Source organism: Microcoleus sp. A006_D1 (assembly GCF_036702805.1).
Lineage (GTDB): Bacteria > Cyanobacteriota > Cyanobacteriia > Cyanobacteriales > Microcoleaceae > Microcoleus.
This window is the reverse complement of record NZ_JAUBVZ010000003.1, coordinates 39295-56139: the sequence shown is the minus strand read 5'-3', so window position 1 is coordinate 56139 and position 16845 is coordinate 39295. Positions and strand designations below refer to the sequence as shown.

General features: G+C 46.5%; 21 protein-coding genes and 1 pseudogene. 10 read left to right on the top strand and 12 right to left on the bottom strand.

Annotation, left to right across the window (positions count from 1 at the left end):
• Positions 1–75 precede the first annotated feature (75 nt).
• Positions 76–1803 (bottom strand): diflavin flavoprotein, encoded by a 1728-nt coding sequence (locus QUB68_RS05885; RefSeq protein ID WP_332991139.1) that lies wholly within the window; start codon positions 1801–1803, stop codon positions 76–78.
• Between the two features lie 108 nt (positions 1804–1911).
• Between QUB68_RS05885 and QUB68_RS05880 the strand changes: the two genes are divergently transcribed.
• A complete protein-coding gene (locus QUB68_RS05880) occupies positions 1912–2109 on the top strand; it encodes a hypothetical protein (RefSeq protein ID WP_332990283.1) in 198 nt (65 codons plus the stop codon).
• A 6-nt stretch (positions 2110–2115) separates the two neighbouring features.
• Positions 2116–2274, top strand: a complete 159-nt coding sequence (locus QUB68_RS05875; protein ID WP_332990281.1) for a hypothetical protein — start codon at positions 2116–2118, stop codon at positions 2272–2274.
• A gap of 48 nt (positions 2275–2322) precedes the next feature.
• Here the strand turns inward: QUB68_RS05875 and QUB68_RS05870 are convergent, their stop codons facing one another.
• Entirely contained in the window at positions 2323–2535 is a 213-nt protein-coding gene (locus QUB68_RS05870) for a helix-turn-helix domain-containing protein (RefSeq protein ID WP_332991137.1), read from the bottom strand.
• Between the two features lie 124 nt (positions 2536–2659).
• On the opposite strand from QUB68_RS05870, the gene QUB68_RS05865 reads away from it, so the two are divergent.
• The 4 genes from QUB68_RS05865 to QUB68_RS05850 all read left to right on the top strand — a co-directional run bounded on the left by QUB68_RS05865 (position 2660) and on the right by QUB68_RS05850 (position 3649).
• Positions 2660–2899, top strand: coding sequence for a hypothetical protein (locus QUB68_RS05865; RefSeq protein ID WP_332990261.1), 240 nt, complete (start codon positions 2660–2662; stop codon positions 2897–2899).
• Between the two features lie 121 nt (positions 2900–3020).
• Positions 3021–3218, top strand: a complete 198-nt coding sequence (locus tag QUB68_RS05860) for a DUF4058 family protein (RefSeq protein WP_332990279.1) — start codon at positions 3021–3023, stop codon at positions 3216–3218.
• A 13-nt stretch (positions 3219–3231) separates the two neighbouring features.
• On the top strand, positions 3232–3438 hold the full coding sequence (locus QUB68_RS05855; protein WP_332990275.1) for a DUF6888 family protein: 207 nt from the start codon (positions 3232–3234) through the stop codon (positions 3436–3438).
• A gap of 4 nt (positions 3439–3442) precedes the next feature.
• The gene (locus tag QUB68_RS05850; protein WP_332990273.1) at positions 3443–3649 is read left to right on the top strand and encodes a DUF6887 family protein; all 207 of its coding nucleotides are present in this window, start codon (positions 3443–3445) and stop codon (positions 3647–3649) included.
• A 158-nt stretch (positions 3650–3807) separates the two neighbouring features.
• On the opposite strand, the gene QUB68_RS05845 is transcribed toward QUB68_RS05850, so the two are convergent.
• Positions 3808–5028, bottom strand: coding sequence for a hypothetical protein (locus QUB68_RS05845; protein ID WP_332990270.1), 1221 nt, complete (start codon positions 5026–5028; stop codon positions 3808–3810).
• 165 nt (positions 5029–5193) lie between these two features.
• Here QUB68_RS05845 and QUB68_RS05840 point away from each other — a divergent pair, with 165 nt between their 5' ends.
• Positions 5194–5541 (top strand): TRADD-N-associated membrane domain-containing protein, encoded by a 348-nt coding sequence (locus QUB68_RS05840; protein WP_332990267.1) that lies wholly within the window; start codon positions 5194–5196, stop codon positions 5539–5541.
• Positions 5542–5583: 42 nt separating this feature from the next.
• Here QUB68_RS05840 and QUB68_RS05835 read toward each other — a convergent pair whose 3' ends face one another.
• Positions 5584–5796 carry a helix-turn-helix domain-containing protein gene (locus QUB68_RS05835; RefSeq protein WP_332990264.1) on the bottom strand — a complete coding sequence of 71 codons (213 nt, stop codon included), beginning with the start codon at positions 5794–5796 and terminating at the stop codon, positions 5584–5586.
• Between the two features lie 131 nt (positions 5797–5927).
• Between QUB68_RS05835 and QUB68_RS05830 the strand changes: the two genes are divergently transcribed.
• Positions 5928–6167 carry a hypothetical protein gene (locus QUB68_RS05830; protein WP_332990261.1) on the top strand — a complete coding sequence of 80 codons (240 nt, stop codon included), beginning with the start codon at positions 5928–5930 and terminating at the stop codon, positions 6165–6167.
• Between the two features lie 87 nt (positions 6168–6254).
• On the opposite strand, the pseudogene QUB68_RS05825 reads toward QUB68_RS05830, so the two are convergent.
• Both QUB68_RS05825 and QUB68_RS05820 read right to left on the bottom strand, forming a co-directional pair.
• Positions 6255–6433, bottom strand: a pseudogene (locus QUB68_RS05825) (IS5/IS1182 family transposase); the annotation flags it as partial.
• A gap of 449 nt (positions 6434–6882) precedes the next feature.
• The gene (locus QUB68_RS05820) at positions 6883–8973 is read right to left on the bottom strand and encodes a GAF domain-containing sensor histidine kinase (RefSeq protein WP_332990258.1); all 2091 of its coding nucleotides are present in this window, start codon (positions 8971–8973) and stop codon (positions 6883–6885) included.
• A 324-nt stretch (positions 8974–9297) separates the two neighbouring features.
• On the opposite strand from QUB68_RS05820, the gene QUB68_RS05815 reads away from it, so the two are divergent.
• Entirely contained in the window at positions 9298–10203 is a 906-nt protein-coding gene (locus tag QUB68_RS05815; RefSeq protein ID WP_332990256.1) for a pantothenate kinase, read from the top strand.
• A gap of 259 nt (positions 10204–10462) precedes the next feature.
• Here the strand turns inward: QUB68_RS05815 and QUB68_RS05810 are convergent, their stop codons facing one another.
• The 3 genes from QUB68_RS05810 to QUB68_RS05800 all read right to left on the bottom strand — a co-directional run bounded on the left by QUB68_RS05810 (position 10463) and on the right by QUB68_RS05800 (position 12567).
• Positions 10463–11269, bottom strand: a complete 807-nt coding sequence (locus tag QUB68_RS05810; RefSeq protein ID WP_332990254.1) for an alpha/beta fold hydrolase — start codon at positions 11267–11269, stop codon at positions 10463–10465.
• A 426-nt stretch (positions 11270–11695) separates the two neighbouring features.
• Complete coding sequence (locus QUB68_RS05805) at positions 11696–12151, bottom strand: NUDIX hydrolase (RefSeq protein WP_332990251.1); 456 nt, start codon at positions 12149–12151, stop codon at positions 11696–11698.
• Positions 12152–12249: 98 nt separating this feature from the next.
• Positions 12250–12567, bottom strand: coding sequence for a hypothetical protein (locus QUB68_RS05800; RefSeq protein WP_332990248.1), 318 nt, complete (start codon positions 12565–12567; stop codon positions 12250–12252).
• A gap of 401 nt (positions 12568–12968) precedes the next feature.
• On the opposite strand from QUB68_RS05800, the gene QUB68_RS05795 reads away from it, so the two are divergent.
• Positions 12969–13160 carry a hypothetical protein gene (locus QUB68_RS05795; protein ID WP_194066729.1) on the top strand — a complete coding sequence of 64 codons (192 nt, stop codon included), beginning with the start codon at positions 12969–12971 and terminating at the stop codon, positions 13158–13160.
• Between the two features lie 99 nt (positions 13161–13259).
• Here the strand turns inward: QUB68_RS05795 and argH are convergent, their stop codons facing one another.
• From argH to QUB68_RS05780, 3 genes are all read right to left on the bottom strand, one after another.
• Positions 13260–14645 carry an argininosuccinate lyase gene (gene argH, locus QUB68_RS05790; protein ID WP_332990245.1) on the bottom strand — a complete coding sequence of 462 codons (1386 nt, stop codon included), beginning with the start codon at positions 14643–14645 and terminating at the stop codon, positions 13260–13262.
• A 287-nt stretch (positions 14646–14932) separates the two neighbouring features.
• Complete coding sequence (locus QUB68_RS05785) at positions 14933–15172, bottom strand: hypothetical protein (protein ID WP_332990244.1); 240 nt, start codon at positions 15170–15172, stop codon at positions 14933–14935.
• Positions 15162–16652 (bottom strand): PP2C family protein-serine/threonine phosphatase, encoded by a 1491-nt coding sequence (locus QUB68_RS05780; protein ID WP_332990242.1) that lies wholly within the window; start codon positions 16650–16652, stop codon positions 15162–15164. Before QUB68_RS05780 ends, QUB68_RS05785 begins: the two co-directional genes overlap by 11 nt.
• Positions 16653–16845: the final 193 nt, after the last annotated feature.

Genomic DNA, 16845 nt, shown 5'->3' with positions numbered 1-16845 from the left:
ACTGACAACTACCAACTGTCAACTACCAACTGTCAACTACCAACTGTCAACTGACAACTGTCAACTGTCAACTGACTAATAGTGATTGCCGACTTTGCGGTGGTGAACCGCCGGCAAAGCTTCGGGATGGGATACGCGGCCGCTATCGACGATCGCATATACGATATGATGATCCGAAAGTTCCATCCGGCTGACCACCTCGCATTCCATGTAAGCCAAAGCATCTGTCAAAATCGGAGAACCGTTGGTAGCAGGTTGAGTTTTCACTCCAGCAAATCGATCGGCACCAGGAGCAAAACGCTTCAAAAAGTGCTTCATCAGGCTTTGATAATTGCCTTCTTCCAGCACGTTGAGGACAAATTTATCACCCGCGTGCATCATCGATTCGATCGCCCGATCCTTAGCAACTGCTATAGTTAAACCCAGCGGTTTAAAGCTGGCTTGCGTCACCCAAGAAGCCAACATCGCACTGCTAACCTCGCCTTTTTGAGCAGTAATGATGTACAATCCGCCGCTGATGCGTCCCAAAGCTTTATCAACATCGCTATCGAGGGATTTCATCTGTTTGACAGCCTTGTCGCGCGTCAGCCACTGTCCCAAGTCAGTCCCGGCTTCATCGCAAAGTTGATAAATCGCTTCCGTCGGCGCTTCTTTAATCAAAATGTTGGGAAATGCTTCTTTCAAACCCAACTCTTTGAACTTGTTTCGCAGCGGATAAACCGATGCGTCATCGCCGCCGCCGGACTCGCACAAACCGAAGGATTGTTTGTTGTTAGCTGCGACTAAAATTGTGTTGATAGCAGCTTCGGCATTTTCCGCAGCAGCGCCATTACTCGGCGGCGAACAAATCACGATTCCCGCAGCGCTACCGACAAGTTCCCGAACTTCTTGGAAGTCGGCGATTTTCAAGTCCATCATTTCTACGGCGACACCGGTTTTGGTGATTCCGTGGGCGATCGCTTGGCTGAGCCGATCGCTAAAACCGTAATCAGAAGTGTAAAATACCGCTACAGTGGTTTCTGCCTTAGCTTGTTCTTGGCTCCACTTCTTGTAACGCCCGGTAAGTTCGACTACGTTGTATCGAAGCAGCGGCCCGTGACCGGTCGCAACTGTACCGATTTCTCCCAACTCGGCCATCCGCTTCATTGCACTGAGTACCGATCGAGCATTAGGCCCCATCAAACACTCATAATAAAAGTGGTAATCTTCCTCAACCGCTGCCAAATCGTCATCGTAGGTGCTGTCGGAACAGTAGTGCATCCCGAAAGCATCGCAGGTGAACAGCACTTTAGTTTTGCTGTCGTAGCTGAAAATCGTATCAGGCCAGTGCAAGTTCGGCGCCGACACAAATTCGATAACGTGGCCGTTTCCTAAATCTAGTTTGTCGCCGTTTTTAACTACCAGTCGCTCAAATGGCTGGTGTACAAGGTTTTCTAAAAATTGAATTGCTACTTTCGCCCCCACGACTATCGCCTGGGGTGCCAAAGCCAGCACGTCTTTAACTAAACCGCTGTGGTCTGGTTCGGTGTGGCTGATAATTAGATAATCAATCTCTTTGGGGTCAATTTCCCCCGTCAGAGTGTCCATGTATTGCTGGCGGAACTTCTCGTGCGAGGTATCGACGAGGGCAGTTTTTTCGCCGCGAATGATGAATGAGTTGTAAGTTGTACCGTTTTTGAGACCGAACTCGATGTCAAAGCGGTCTCTATCCCAGTCCAGGCATCGAATTGCCGTTGTGTCAGGGGCAATTTCGACTTTTTCCACCGTCAATCTGCGTTGGACTCGTTCAGTCAGCGCTACCATCAGGCCTCCTTTTCTGTTACCCATTACCTTATTGTTTTCATTCTGACACGTTTCTTTTGTAAATCTTTATAAAATTTCTTATGACGGTGTTAAGTAACTTCAAAGTTCTTGATACGTGCAGCGCGCGAGCGACTGTTATTTGCAGAAATCTACCAATTAGGTCTTGACAAAATTCCAATTTTACAAATTAAGCTTTCAAATAAATTTGTATATTTCTGGTTTCTGTTCCTAAAACTCGTAGAAACCCGGTTTCTAGATGATATGAAGAAAGCTGAATTGCCTGCGATGATAAGTGCGATCGCATAATTTTTAGTGTTAACTAGCGGTTTGCCATCAAACGATCGCCTTGACAGAATAACAAAAGAATTAATAGATGACACCAGGGAAACAGCCGAGATGCGATCGAACAACGAACCGCGTTGGCGCAGCCTGCGCGAAGCGCTTAGACGCAGTACGCGAAGCGGTGCGTAAGCGCTCTTAGCGCGAAGGAAGAGAAAGAAAGCCCGATCGCCCTCTCCCCTAATTTTCCAAAACCTCAACCAAGTCTTCGATCATCAAATCGAAGACTTGGGCAAGCTTCTGCAAAGCCGTGTAGTCTACTGTTGCCAGTTTAGGAGCTTGCGCGTATTTTTTGACCGTGCTGTAGGGAATGCCCGTTCTGTCAGAAACTTCTTTTAATGTCCAACCCTTCTCCTCAGCCAGTTCTCGAACTCGTAAGCGAATTTGCCCCATTATGCTTGACACAAGCTATGCTCATAGCTTTTAATGATATACAGATAGCGATCGCCCCGTGACCTGAGAAATCTAGAGCGATCGCCTTTCCTTTACCACCCACCAAAGTGGGCAGAACACATCTATGATACCAAAAGAATCGACCTATCGCGATCGACTTGTGCCTTGGTGCATAATTCGCCACCTCCCCAACTGTCAGCGGTTAACAGTCGCCCGTTTCAGCCGCCGCCGCGATGCGGAATCTTACCTCAATGCACTCCGCCGCTTAATGCCCGCCGTCTCCCATACACTTGTTTTCGTGAATGCGCTGTCCCTAACTGAAACCAGCGTGCCAATTCCGATGCAATTGTCGATCGAACGTTAACTGTCAAAAAGTGCGATCGCCCTTCCGGCAATTATTCTATTTTGTCAGAAGTGCGATCGTCTAATTGTGCCCAAAAATTCTTGTTAAACTGGAAATAGATTTCAATCAAGGAGTCACATCAATGCCATCTCCCTTCCCCGGTATTGACCCCTATTTAGAGCATCCCGAACTCTGGCCGGGAATACATCACTTGTTAATCAATCAAATTGCTAGATTTTTATGTCCTCAACTGCGTCCTAAATATTTAGTTGATGTAAAAGTAAGAATCTATGAAACTCTTGATGACGATACTTTGCTAAAGAGTTATATTATATTTTAGAGTTTGTGGCAGAATGGAGGAACGAACGATTAATCCCACTGACGAACAAGCCCAAGCCTGTCTGCGCGTCTGCCAGATGTTGTCTAACTGCTACCGAGACATCCAACTATTCCGTTTTAGCGATCGCACCGGAGTAGTCTTTATATTTGCAGGCGAGGAACTGCAAATTATCGTATCCCCTAATGGCGACTGGAGGTTTTTAGATGCAACCGAAATTTGAAAAAATGACTAATCAAGAACTCAAGGCTTATGCCTTGGCGCATCGGGAGGATTTAGAAGCTTTGGATGTTCTTTACAGTCGCCGTACTCCCGACTCCGAAGCGATATGGTTTCATCCTCCAAAGAGTATAGAGGAAGAGCGATCGCAATTTGAATTGTTCAAGCATATGATTGAGGAAAGAGCAGGAAATAATCATCAGAATCATCCGTAGCTACAGCGGTAGGGTGCGTCAGGCAAGGTAATTCTGAATCATCACCGAAAATCTAATTCTGACCCACCATGTATTCCGGGTCTACATCAGTTGTCAGATTGTGCGTTTTTATCAAAAATCTCATTCTTCTGACGCACCCTACCTACTTGACTCCAGGTCTAGGACTTTTTTGCTAGTGCCTTAGCCCACTTCTGAAAGGTTGGGAAATGCCGCTGGAAAATATTCTCTGTATCCAATTCAGCCTCGTAGGAAATTCCCACAAACGGCGGAATGCTTGAGATTACGCCTTTAAGTTTCGCGGCTGCTGTCGGTCCCGGCTGGTCCAGTTTGTCCCGAATCTCCCGCAATATATGAAGCACTTCATCTGGATACAGTTGTTGAACTTCGATTTGCCCAACTTCTTCGACAATCTCGGCAACAATAATCTCAGCTTCCGGTGCGGGAATTTCCACTGTTTCCGCTGTTTTGGCAAGAATCTGCCAATACTCCTGTTCGTACTTCTGAATCCGTGGCTGAATGTCTGTTTCCAAACGTCGCTTTAGTTGAAATTGTGCTGGTGAAGAAGTTGTTAGGATAATTTCTTTCTCTAAATAGTGTAGCTGCGCTCGCAGCATTTTCAGGCTTGTTTCAATTTCACGCACCCTTTTGTACTCTTTGCTCTTCGGCTTAATTTCTTTCGGCAATCGCTGCTCTGCTTGGATTAGGACAAATCCTGTTGTTCGGGTAGCTTCTTGTTCCAAACCGTGTTGCTGTTCTTCTGAACTTTCGCTTAGTATTTGAGCATCCTCTACAGGAAATCCATCTAGTTCGGTTAATTCTCCTGACTGGATCTGAATTAAAAGTCGCTCAATATCTTCTTGAGACCCTTCTATGATTAATTTGATACTGCCTTCTTTAATATCAGTAATTTGTATAGTATGACCTCCATATTCTTTTAAAATAAATGCAAGAATCTGGAGATTTGAAATCGAATCTATATCCCCCTTTAATGTAATTACAGCTTTGCTTGTCTGAGTTGGCTCGTCTACAACAGTTACTGTGCGGGAAAGCATTTTCAGTTTTACTCCCTCTTCAATATCAGGGCTTGGGTTAACCTGTCTTTCTATTTGGTCATAATTTATGCTCTCTCCTGTTATTCCAGCAATCTCTTGCCACTTTAATTTTAGTGCATCACATATTGTTTTAAATGAATCAAGCTGAATAGGAACTTGCTTGAAAAAGTTTGTCACTGTACTGCGCGATAACCGTTGAGCCACGGCAAAGTTGCTCTTAGAGTCAAATCCTAGCCTGATTAAAGCTCTTTCTGCTATTTCTACACCTTGTTTAGAGGCAACAAGAGTAAGTTTTTTCTTTTTTCTGCATGGGCTAGCGTCTGGCATTGATTACCTCAATTTCATAAAAACAATTCTTAGCGCAGTCATATCTAAAGCATCAGGCAATCATAGCCAAGTCAAAATAGATTAACAAGACAATCATTACCTAGTCAAGGTTTCAGGCATTTGGCTTGACAATAAAAGTATGAAGTCTACAGGTTCTACGAAATCATGAATAACAAGCTAATCACCAACCCTCACTCCGCACTAGAAATGATTATTGTCAAAGAGCGCTTGCGCCAATCGCGTTATAGCTTTAACGCTGCTTTAGCAGCAACCGTACTCTCTACCTGCATCAGCCTTGTCGGTGCGGCACTTCTATTGTCAGGCAAAGTTACTGAAGGCGCTGTCACCACATCTAGCGGCATGGCTGTCAGTGTGGGTTGCTTCAAACTTGCCAAGGATGCAAACGATCGCCTTGACAGAATAACAAAAGAATTAATAGATGACACCAGGGAAATAGCCGAGATCCGATCGAACAACGAACCGCGAAGACGCAGTACGCGAAGCGGTGCGTAAGCGCTCTTAGCGCGAAGGAAGAGAAAGAAAGCCCGATCGCACCTAATTTTCCAGAATTTCCACTAAATCCTCGATCGCAATATCGAACGCACGGGCCATCTTATCCAATGCTGTGTAGTCAACGGTTGCCAGCTTCGGAGAATGGGCGTAGCTTCTAACCGTACTGTAAGGAATACCCGATCGCTCAGAAACTTCTTTAAGCGTCCAACCCTTCTCCTCAGCGAGTTCTCGAACTCGCAACCTAATTAGCCCCATCTTACACTTGACAGTCGATACGAACGTATCATAGGATTAGTATTATCAAAATTGGCGATCGCCCCGTGACCTGAGAAATCTAGAGCGATCGCCTTTCCTTTACCACCCACCAAAGTGGGCAGAACACATCTATGATACCAAAAGAATCGACCTATCGCGATCGACTTGTGCCTTGGTGCATAATTCGCCACCTCCCCAACTGTCAGCGGTTAACAGTCGCCCGTTTCAGCCGCCGCCGCGATGCGGAATCTTACCTCAATGCACTCCGCCGCTTAATGCCCGCCGTCTCCCATACACTTGTTTTCGTGAATGCGCTGTCCCTAACTGAAACCAGCGTGCCAATTCCGATGCAATTGTCGATCGAACGTTAACTGTCAAAAAGTGCGATCGCCCTTCCGGCAATTATTCTATTTTGCCGGAAGTGCGATCGGCTAATTGTCTCCAAAAATTCTTGTTAAAATGTCGGCTGGCGCGCAGGTTGCGTCTAATATTAATTTTCCTGAATTTTTAGGCTCATTTATTTCTGATGACTTTTTTCGACTACTTCGCCTGGTACTTCGGTGTGCTCTTTGACCATTTTTTCGTTGATTTTATTGACTAGGTTGACACCTATTCTCTGCCTAAAATGAACGAACATATAGCCTTTCTCAAAAAGATCAGGTACGCGAACGGCATAGGGCATAGGGCATAGGGCATGAGGCTCTCCTCACTTTTTTTAGAACCGCTATAGATGAGTCGAATGGTGCTTGTACGTGCAGCGCGCGATCGACTGTTTTTTGCAAAAATCTACCAATTAGGTTTTGACATAATTCATATTTGACCGTTTCGATAAGCTGTTCTGCATTTAAATTGTGTGTCAAAAATTAATTAAATTCTTGTGGGACGTTGCTCCTAGCCCGTCCCGAATATACAATTCAGATGCTCAACAGCTTATTTCAAATAAATTGGACGCACCCGCTACCTCAGAAACTCGGTTTCTTCATAAATTTCTCGTTAGTAAACGAAAAACTCGTAGGAACCGGGTTTCTAGCCCCTGATGCGAGGGCGCTGAAGAATGCGATCGAACCAATTTTATGGGGTGGCTGTTTAATTTTTCAGCGGTAACTCCACAATAAACTCAGTTCCTTCGCCAACCTGACTGACGCACCGAATCCGGCCGCCGTGAGCTTGCACAATTACCTGATAGCACACAGAAAGTCCCAAACCAGTACCTTTCCCCACAGGTTTAGTGGTAAAAAACGGGTCAAAAATCTTGTCTTGAATTTCTGCCGGAATGCCATTTCCCGTATCGCGGACAGAGATTGTTACCCAGTCCGGCTCGCTTTGCCAACTGCGGATGGTTAATTCCCCCGGTTTGCTCGTTGAGTCGATCGCATCTAAAGCATTATCAAGCAAATTATAAAATACTTGGTTGATTTGACCTGCATGACATTTGATTCGTGGCAGACTTCCGTATTGTTTATCGATTTTGATATTTGTTTTCAGCTTATTTTGCAGCATCAACAAACTGCTTTCTAAACCTTCATGCAAATCTACAGCTTTAAATTCAGCATGATCTAAACGAGAAAAACTTCGCAGCGTTGTCACGATCGATCGAATCCTGCTGCTGCCTTCCCGCATCGAATTGAGCAGTTTACTAAAATCTTCTCGAATGTAATCGAGTTCTAATTCTTCATTGATTCTGACAAGTGCCGCCGCTGCTTCCGGGCAGGCATTCCCACACAATTCGAGAGCTTCGTCTAAGACTTTGAAATATTCTTGAGCGTGAAACAAGTTAGCGTGAATGAAATTGTTAGCGTTATTAATTTCGTGAGCAATTCCCGCCACCATTTGCCCCAAACCAGACATTTTTTCGCTTTGAATCAATTGCTGTTGAGTCGATCGCAATTCTTGCATCGCTGCTTGCAATTGCTGGGTTTGAGCTTGAGATTTGACCGCAGCTTCTCGGACTTTGCTGTAAAGTTCTGCTTGCTGAATGGCGATCGCCATTTGGTCAGCTAGCTGCGACAGCAACTCCGTTTCTTGCAGCTCCCAATTCCGCGTATCATGGCACTCGTGAGCAATCAGCAAACCCCACAGTCTACCGGGAAATTTGAAATTACAACTTCCGTCTATTTCGGGTGAATTTTCTTCGCTTCTGGATGTAACTATCGGCACGATCAGATTAGCTTTCACCTGCAAACTGTCTAAGAAATCAACGTGACAAGGCTCTAAACCGGCATTAAAAATATCATTAATTGCTTTGACTCGCCCTTGCTGGTAAAGATCGGCGTAATCTCCCCTGAAACACTTATCAGCCCCCATATTTCCTAAAATTGAAGGCCAAGGAACCGTCATATCTTCAACCACAACTTTTCCCACCCAGTTGTCTTCAAACTGGTACATAATTACTCGATCGCACTGCAACAGTTGGCGGACTTCCCTCACCGCTGTTTGCAGGATAGTTCCCAGATCCAAGGTACTGCGAATTTGGTTGCCGATCAGCCGCAGCAGCGATTCTTTTTCGGCTTGGCGGCGGGTTTTGCTGTAGAGTTTAGCTTGATTGATCGCGATCGCCAATTGGGAGGCTACCCCTTCTAAAAGTTGCTGTTCCCAATGAGTCCATTCCCGTTCGCGATCGCACTGATGCAACCCAATTATGCCATTCACTTCACCTTGATAGCGAGTAGCTACTGCCAGCATTGACTTAATCTCCAAAGCCTCGGCAATTTGTCGGGTTTGTTCGTTCAATCCGGGAAAATCGAGAAACTTCGTCAATGCTAGCGACTCTTGCCCAGATACGACAGCAGTCAAGTGCGGGTTGTCAGTAACCGGTACTTTCATACCCAGTTGGATCGGATAGTCCCCCGCGTTGTACTCTCCCCGAGTGACTAACGTTTTTTCTCTATTGGATTCTTTGACTAAAATACTGACGCGGCTGCACTCTAGCGCTTGCCCCAACAATCGGCAAGCAGATGTTAAAATCTGTTCAATGTCAAGGGTGCTGCGAATTTCGTTATTAATTTGGTTCAGCAAGTTTGATAGCTGAACTTGCTGCTGCATCTGCACGATCAGGGCTTTTTGTGCGTCTATTTCTGGTAATAAGAGACCTTCTTCCTCCCTCCAATTTCCTGGTTCAGGCAACCGCGAAGTTAATGTCGGCCAGGGGTTTTCGTGTTCTTGTATTTTTAAAGACATATTTACTCAGCAGTTTTGCAGTATCTTGATTTAGTCTGGTCTTTTATACCTAAGCTTACCCCGCCAACAGCCAGATCGCAGCTACCAGGACTATTGGAATCTTCATACATTATAAAGGATGCAGTATGAGGATAGCAATCATTTCCTTTACAAATATTTATCACTATAAATTATGCGTTCTGTAGCCGACAAAGCTAATTAGGCACGCACCATTAAAGTGCATCAGATGTCAATTAGAGTTAACCGCCATGTTAAGCGAAGAAAATTAATCTAAAATCTGTCTTTAGTTAAATGTTTGCGCGCGCGATCGACATGGAAAACTCAATGCCCGAAAATTTTAGCCCGCCAGCTTGCACCGATAACGTTTCACTTGGATTGACAGGTAAAGGCCAAATGAAAATAGCTTTGGCGATCGGCAATTCGCGGCTGCACTGGGGATTATTTGCGGGCAAAACTCTGGAGAAAACATGGGAGACAGAGCATCTCAAAGCTGATGCTGTTTCTGGGCTCTCCTGTGAGGAAAAGGCAGAATATTTGGTGCAAACAGTGAGGAGGTCGATCGAGCAAATAGCCGATCGAAATCTACCTGGTCTTCCTGCTACTCCCGCTGTCTCTCATCCTCATACACCTTCTTTAAGGCCACTACCTCTAGTTTTGGCATCAGTAGTTCCCCACCAAACAGCAATCTGGCAGAGTTATCCTGAAGTCCGAATTATTACTTTAGACCAGTTGCCGATCGGGGGACTCTATCCTACCCTGGGAATTGATAGAGCTTTGGCTTTACTTGGTGCTGGCAGCCAATTAGGTTGGCCAGTTTTACTTATAGATGCTGGTACAGCTTTAACATTTACTGGGGCTAATGTCAATAGGTATTTAGTTGGGGGCGCCATCTTGCCGGGTTTGGGTTTACAGTTGTCGTCCCTAAACCAAAAAACCGCTGCACTGCCCTCCGTCAGCTTACCAGAAACTCTGCCGCATCGCTGGGCTACAGATACTGCCGGGGCAATTCACAGCGGAGTTGTATATGCGACTGTGGCAGGAGTTAGGGATTTTATTGAAGATTGGCTGCGTTTGTTTCCTAATAGCAAAATTGCAGTCACTGGGGGCGATCGAACTTTACTATTGCAATATCTCACCGCAGCCTTTCCCGATACAGCCTCCTCAGTAATTCACGCACCAGCAGCCATTTTTTGGGGAATTAGTCATCAGTCATCAGTCATTGGTTATTAAGCTGTTGTGCATCTAAATTGCATATTCCGGGCGATGCTCAGAGCAACGTCCCACAAGAATTTGATTATTTTTTGACAACAATAGACCTCTTGCACTCCCAAGCTCTCTTATCTTTAAATTATCTGCGTTCATCAGTGTTCATCTGCCTTGCATCTGCGGTTAGCCTATTAATTAAAGATTTATGCAATTGCTCGTCTACTTTAAAGGCTAATTAGATTAACTGTTACCAATCACCAATGACCAATGACCAACGACCAATTTACTTCGCAAACTCGCGAATATACTTAGCAACAATATCCGGGACTTCCTGCGGCAAATTGCTTTCCCCGGGACTGACAGATTGCAGTTCGGCATTAGGAGCCAGAGCAGCATAGGATTGACACAGAGACAAAGCGGCGACAGTATCTTCAGAACCGTGCAACACCAAAATAGGCGCTTTCAGCAAAGGCAAACTCTCATCAACTAACTCGGCTGTAATTTCAGCCCGCCGCCGCCGGAACAGCAACTGCACGGCAACTGGGGACTGCATCAACTGCTGTCTGAACTCGAGCATTTGGTCAATCTTCTTTTGACCCCCCAGCAGCTTAGCAATTGGATAGATCGATCGCAGCAACCAGAAAGCCAGCGGAGGTTGACCGATCAGCCAGCTAGCCGTCTGCCACCGCGCCCGTCGGTGACCGACTTTGACGCCTTCTGGGGCCAACAACACCAAACCCTGAACTCGATCGGGATATTTGATTGCGTAGCTGGCGGCCACCCAGCCGCCCACAGAGTGAGCGATTAAATAAACCTGTCGCAGCTTCAAAGTATCCAGGTATTGGGCGAGACATTCTACTTCCAGGTCGATCGAATAATGAACATTCGGGCGTTCCGAGTCGCCAAACCCCAGCAAATCCGGTGCGAAGCATTGGTAGTGGGAACTCAAAAGTTCGATCGTCCTGAGCCACTGAGTGCCGTCGTCCCAAGAACCGTGCAAAAATACTAAACTTGGGCCCTGACCGACTTCGCGCCAGAAGATTTGCCCTACAGAAAGTTTGACCCGAGAATTGCGTCGCTGTGAGTACATCCGGTTAAATATTCAACAATAAAAAGATGATTAATTTAATGTTCAGAGATTGTGAATTAAAGTAGGAAAACATTAAAAATTAATTCCCGACTCATAACAGGCAGCTTTTGACCCTGCCCAAAAACGGATACTTGCTTTGCGACAGCAGTGATGGAGAACTCCAAATTTTAGACTCCTGTTCAAGTTCCCAGATTCATCTGCCCTTATAAATCGAAAATGGAAAATGGAAAATCGACGCTCCGGCCAGCTAATTCCCGACTTTGCTCAAATTTCGATACCCCATCCTCGGTTTACCAGAAACAATTGGTTTAAAGCCCGAACCCTTGTAGGGAGAAATTAAAACAAGACTATTCATTACTCGAATCCTCGGACTTCTAGGTAGAGGTTGCCCTCAACTGTCAACTGTCAACTGTCAACTGTCAACTGTCAAGCCAAAGTTGTCAGGCCTTGAAAATAGTCCTGCAAATGCTGCTCGTTATCGTGGCTGAGCGGGCCCTCGGGCATCGCTGCCGGCAAAAAAGCCTCAACCTCGCTGATTTCCAGCGTATCCTGAACTTGCATCTTTCCCTGTACCTCTGCGGCCACCACGATACAAATCGAGTGGAGGCGAGGGTCTCTATCGGCTGCCGAATAAACGCCCACCAAGCGGCGAATTTTGACTAAATCGAGTCCTGTTTCCTCCGCCAATTCCCGCCGCACCGTCGTCGGAATATCCTCTCCCCAATCCACCATACCTCCGGGCAGTCCCCAGCGACCGTTGTCGCGGCGGCGAATTAACACAATTCGCCCGTCAGGCAATACAGGAATCACGGCAGTACCCGTGACGGGATGTCGAAAAATCAGCCCCAGCACAGTTTGTACAATTTGCCACAATCTAAGCATTTAACTCAAAAGCTTGTTTAGGGAAAAATAATTTCAGGGTTCTTAGCTCGCAGCTATCGAGTCTTAATTTTTAATTTTTTAGTCAGGCGAGAGGTCTGCTAAAATCTCCGCTGCGTGAGATTTTGGTTTGACGCAAGCGGTAAACCTTTTCCATCGTACCATCTGGCTCGCTCGCGGTCGATCGAGTAATGCCCATAAATTCTTGAACCATAAACTTTTTGAGTCGGTAACAGCCGTAGTTGCTGTGCGACTTCTGCCTTTGAGTCGCACAGCCTGGGAAAAGGCAGTTGATATTTGGCTGCAAACTTGGGGTGATATTTTGCCCGCTCAAGCCGAAAATCGGCGAGGCTCACCAAATTGCCGGCAGCGTCGGGCAGGCTGAAGACAGGGGCTGTGTCACTTGGATCGAGCGTCATTTGTGGTATTTGTGAAATCAGAGCAAAAGCGTCTAAAATTTGATATAATATACGACGGCATACAAAGTTAAGTGACTCTCAGCGCTGGCCACAAGTGGAAATCCCGCAAGCGATCGGCGCCATAGCTGCCCCATACCCGCTTCCGGAGCTTCCGGTCTTGTCAGGGATGGAAACAGCAGTCAAGAGAGTCAATCAAACAATTAGTATGCAACAAGATACAGTTTTAATTTGAATTATTTGCTAAAAACTCAGCCTCAATGGCGGAGTCCGCGAGCCCTGGTGCACAGACAGCGCCTTTAAGAATCAAACTTTTTGCGGATTTATCCCGAAAAAAAGTTTATCCTTAAGAATCCCCGGGCGTGAAAGCCAGGGGAATGTCAATGTTTATTAGTGAGGTCATAATGGCTAAGCGCCGCAATCTCAAGAAAGAGAAGGCACAACGAAATCAAGCATACGCTCGCAAATTTCGCAAGCGGAGAAATCAAGATATGTTCTCCAACAAGAGAAGGCGATTTGACGGCGGCAACGGCGGTGGCATGGGCGCCATGAGCGGTGGCGGAAGGGACAAAGACATGGCTGCTGCTGAAGAGTAATTGAGTCAGGCTATCTGCCGAACTTAGAACCAGAGTGCACAACACGATCGTTCTAAGGAGAGATAGCCAGCCAGAATTTCTCCAAAAATTTAACGATGTTTAGGCGATCCGATCGCGCGCAGCGATCAGTGACTTCCTCACTTGTTCAAACCCGGTACCCCCGTAACTATTGCGAGCCGCCACCACTTGCTGAGGTGCGATCGCGCTGTAAATGTCTGTTTCAAAGGCTGGGTGCAAGTCTTTCCACTCCTCAAGTGTCAAATCTTTGAGGAGTTTGCCCCCCGAAAGACAGGTTTTGACGACTTTGCCCACCAGGTTGTAAGCTTCCCGGAAGGGAACGCCTTTAGCAGCCAAATAGTCTGCTACGTCTGTAGCGTTGGAAAAGTCTTCTGCAACCGCTGCGGCGAGGCGATCGCCATTAAACGCGATTCCTTCCCGCAACAAAATCGTCATTGCTTCCAAGCAACCCTGTACAGTTTTCACGGTATCAAACAAAGCTTCTTTATCTTCTTGCAAATCTTTGTTGTAGGCCAAAGGCAGTCCCTTCACTACTACAAGCAAGGCTTGCAAGTGACCAAAAACCCGCCCCGCCTTGCCCCGCACCAACTCAGGCACGTCGGGATTTTTTTTCTGGGGCATGATGCTAGAACCAGTAGCGCAGCTATCTTTGAGCGTAATAAATCCAAATTCGTGAGAAGACCACAAAATCATTTCTTCTGACAAACGGCTCAGGTGTACCATGATGATGCTGGCGGCTGCGAGAAATTCGATCGCAAAATCTCGATCGCTCACTCCATCCAAGCTATTAGCATAAACCTTGTCAAATTGCAAGAGTTCTGCCGTATAATGTCGGTCGATCGGGAAAGTCGTCCCCGCCAGCGCCCCGCAACCCAAAGGCGAAATATTCACCCGCTTCAAGACATCGCCGAGGCGTTCCCAATCGCGATCGGACATTTCAAAATAAGCTAACAGGTAATGAGCCAAACTAATCGGCTGAGCGCGTTGCAAGTGCGTGTAACCAGGGATTAAAGTTTCGACGTTAAGCTCCGCTATTTCCAGCAAAACCTCTTGAAATTCCCGCAATTGCTCGCGAATTTCGGCGATGCGATCGCGCAAATACAAACGAGTATCAGTACCCGCTTGGTCGTTGCGCGATCGAGCCGTGTGCAGCTTTTTCCCCGCATCCCCCACAATATCCGTCAGCCGCTTCTCTACAGCGAAGTGAACGTCTTCTGCATCAACTCCCGGAACAAAAAGACCTTGGCGGTATTCGCGGCGGATTTGTTCTAAGCCATTGACTAACTGTTCGCCTTCTGCTGCGGAAATTATCCCGGTTTTGGCGAGCATTTTAGCATGAGCGATAGAACCGGTCAAGTCATACTCAATCAGTTCGATGTCGAAGCCAATACTAGCATTGAATAGGGCGATCGCCGGGTGCAGCGCCGATTCAAATCTTTGACTCCAAGTTTTTTGTTGTGTTGTCATTGCTGAAGCTAAAACTAGATTATATGTCTTTTGCAGAACTCTCTAAAAACCGATTTTTCGTAAGTAATGCAAGTCCTTCCTCCGCTTTGTAGTAAGGAATGCAAGTCCTTCTCCCGGTTTGTAGTAAGGAATGTAAGTCCTTCTCCCGGTTTATAGCTGTATTTACAATAAAAAACTGAAGTCCTGACTACAAAATCGTGAAAATTGTGCTGCATAAGAAAGGACTGAAGTCCTCACTATGAACTTTTCAAATCCTTTCCTAATACCCCCAAATCCCCACCACAAATCTAACGGAAAATTCCCTTGAAGAACCAGCCGACAAACATACCTATAAAAAAAGCTCCAATTTGACCAGTAGACACAAAATTATTCCAAGCTTTCTGAAAATTCGTAAAAATATCGTAGCTTTGACCCAAAAACAGAGTCGAACTCAAATGAGATTTCACAACTAACAAATGAGCGGCATCGTTCCAATTAATTGAGCTGGTCAATCCAGTAGTAATTTCCGGCATTAAATTAACTATCATGGTGATTTTCTCCAGTAGCAGGTATTACTCTAAGTACAACCAGTGTCATGTCATCTTCATTGCGGTTGCCGATGCCGATAAACTGGTGAACCCGATCGAACAAATAATCCAAAATTTCCTCAGACTGCTGATAATTTTGACAAGCCCATTGAAAAGCCGAGATCAAGTTATCCTCATCAAACCGATCGCCCCTTTGATTAGCAGCATCAGTAAATCCGTCAGTGTAATAAATAATAGTATCACCAGGCTGCAATTGCACTTGAGCTTCTTGGTAGTGCGAATCAGCATCCAGGCCAATCAACATTCCCTCCAAAGTATCGAGCCTCACAATAGAATTAGTTGCAGCTTGCCACAGCAAAGGCGGGTGGTGAGCAGCATTACTGTAAGACAAAACGCGAGTTTTCGGGTCGTATTCCGAATAAAACAGAGTTACAAAACGGTGGGAATTCTCCAAATCCGCGTGCATTACCCGGTTTAAATGTTGCAAAATTCTCGAAGGCGAGTGACGGTTCAAAACCTCCGCCCGCAGCATACCCCGCGTCATCGTCATCAGCAGGCCGGCGGGTACGCCTTTGCCCATCACGTCGCCGATGACGATGCTCCAGCGGCCCTTGTCGATTTTGGACTTGAGATTTTTAATCAGGGATGGGGGGTGTTCCCCCTCATCTTCCTTGCCGATCGGGTCATAGTCAGCGGGAATAAAATCATAATAATCTCCGCCGACCCTGCTAGCAGTTTGACAGCGGGCGGCCACGTCAAGACCGGGAATTTTCGGACAACTGCGGGGTTGCAGGCGCAACTGAATTTCCGCCCCGATTTCTAACTCTCTGTCCAAGCGTTCTTTTTCAGCCAACTTAGCAGTAAGTTCGTCCTTGCATATCGCCACGGCGGTTTGATCCGCCACCAACCGAACTAATTTCTGTCTGCCGGGAGTCCAGAGATATTGCGGATCGCTGCTAAAAACATAAAGCCGTCCGCGTTCCAAATTCTTGACTAAAATTGGCGCCCCAAACAAATGAACCTCAGGGCCCAAATAACGGCTTACTTGCAAGTCGAGACTAGAAGCCTGCCCGGAGGTTTCGGAAAAAGATTCACCACCCGCCGCGCCCGCACCTGCTGTAGCTTGCCTGGTGGCTATTTCCAGCGCTTTTCGCATATCTTGGCACTGCCGTCCTTCCTGGCAGTGCAACTGCTGGAACCTGACTTGACCGTTGGGTTTGAACAGCACTAGAGCTCCCCCGTCGGCGTCGGTAATGCGAGTCGCCACCAAAGGCACCAACTCCAAAAATTGGTTGAGATTGTTAAAACTCCGCAGGGCAAATCCCAGCGAACTCAACATATCTTGAACGTTGTGCTGGTATCGGTGCAAGCGCGCCACCAGTTCTTTGAGGGCAAATACTGGCGTCGCGTCGGTAGAATTGCGACTCGGAGGGCGGTCAGCAGGTTGAGGTGAGGGGCGAGGCAAGGGCACAGCAGTCATTTTTGATTTGTGATTTTCGATCTTAAAAGGAGGATGATTGAGTGAGGACTTACGGGCCACTTGAATAGAAACCCGGTTTTTTTTGGAGCAAGTAGTTTGGGCAGTAGGGTATTGGTATCAACTTAAGTCTGAAATCCTTAAGAAATCTCGTTTATAGCTGAGGCCCGATCCCCCTAAATCCCCCTGGTTGTAG

Excerpts from the sequence above, each read along its gene's own strand:
- QUB68_RS05885 (WP_332991139.1), bottom strand. The coding sequence starts at position 1,803 with ATGGTAGCGCTGACTGAACGAGTCCAACGCAGATTGACGGTGGAAAAA.
- QUB68_RS05870 (WP_332991137.1), bottom strand. The coding sequence starts at position 2,535 with ATGGGGCAAATTCGCTTACGAGTTCGAGAACTGGCTGAGGAGAAGGGT.
- QUB68_RS05865 (WP_332990261.1), top strand. The coding sequence starts at position 2,660 with ATGATACCAAAAGAATCGACCTATCGCGATCGACTTGTGCCTTGGTGC.
- QUB68_RS05860 (WP_332990279.1), top strand. The coding sequence starts at position 3,021 with ATGCCATCTCCCTTCCCCGGTATTGACCCCTATTTAGAGCATCCCGAA.
- QUB68_RS05855 (WP_332990275.1), top strand. The coding sequence starts at position 3,232 with ATGGAGGAACGAACGATTAATCCCACTGACGAACAAGCCCAAGCCTGT.
- QUB68_RS05850 (WP_332990273.1), top strand. The coding sequence starts at position 3,443 with ATGACTAATCAAGAACTCAAGGCTTATGCCTTGGCGCATCGGGAGGAT.
- QUB68_RS05845 (WP_332990270.1), bottom strand. The coding sequence starts at position 5,028 with ATGCCAGACGCTAGCCCATGCAGAAAAAAGAAAAAACTTACTCTTGTT.
- QUB68_RS05840 (WP_332990267.1), top strand. The coding sequence starts at position 5,194 with ATGAATAACAAGCTAATCACCAACCCTCACTCCGCACTAGAAATGATT.
- QUB68_RS05835 (WP_332990264.1), bottom strand. The coding sequence starts at position 5,796 with ATGGGGCTAATTAGGTTGCGAGTTCGAGAACTCGCTGAGGAGAAGGGT.
- QUB68_RS05830 (WP_332990261.1), top strand. The coding sequence starts at position 5,928 with ATGATACCAAAAGAATCGACCTATCGCGATCGACTTGTGCCTTGGTGC.
- QUB68_RS05820 (WP_332990258.1), bottom strand. The coding sequence starts at position 8,973 with ATGTCTTTAAAAATACAAGAACACGAAAACCCCTGGCCGACATTAACT.
- QUB68_RS05815 (WP_332990256.1), top strand. The coding sequence starts at position 9,298 with ATGCCCGAAAATTTTAGCCCGCCAGCTTGCACCGATAACGTTTCACTT.
- QUB68_RS05810 (WP_332990254.1), bottom strand. The coding sequence starts at position 11,269 with ATGTACTCACAGCGACGCAATTCTCGGGTCAAACTTTCTGTAGGGCAA.
- QUB68_RS05805 (WP_332990251.1), bottom strand. The coding sequence starts at position 12,151 with ATGCTTAGATTGTGGCAAATTGTACAAACTGTGCTGGGGCTGATTTTT.
- QUB68_RS05800 (WP_332990248.1), bottom strand. The coding sequence starts at position 12,567 with ATGACGCTCGATCCAAGTGACACAGCCCCTGTCTTCAGCCTGCCCGAC.
- QUB68_RS05795 (WP_194066729.1), top strand. The coding sequence starts at position 12,969 with ATGGCTAAGCGCCGCAATCTCAAGAAAGAGAAGGCACAACGAAATCAA.
- argH (WP_332990245.1), bottom strand. The coding sequence starts at position 14,645 with ATGACAACACAACAAAAAACTTGGAGTCAAAGATTTGAATCGGCGCTG.
- QUB68_RS05785 (WP_332990244.1), bottom strand. The coding sequence starts at position 15,172 with ATGATAGTTAATTTAATGCCGGAAATTACTACTGGATTGACCAGCTCA.
- QUB68_RS05780 (WP_332990242.1), bottom strand. The coding sequence starts at position 16,652 with ATGACTGCTGTGCCCTTGCCTCGCCCCTCACCTCAACCTGCTGACCGC.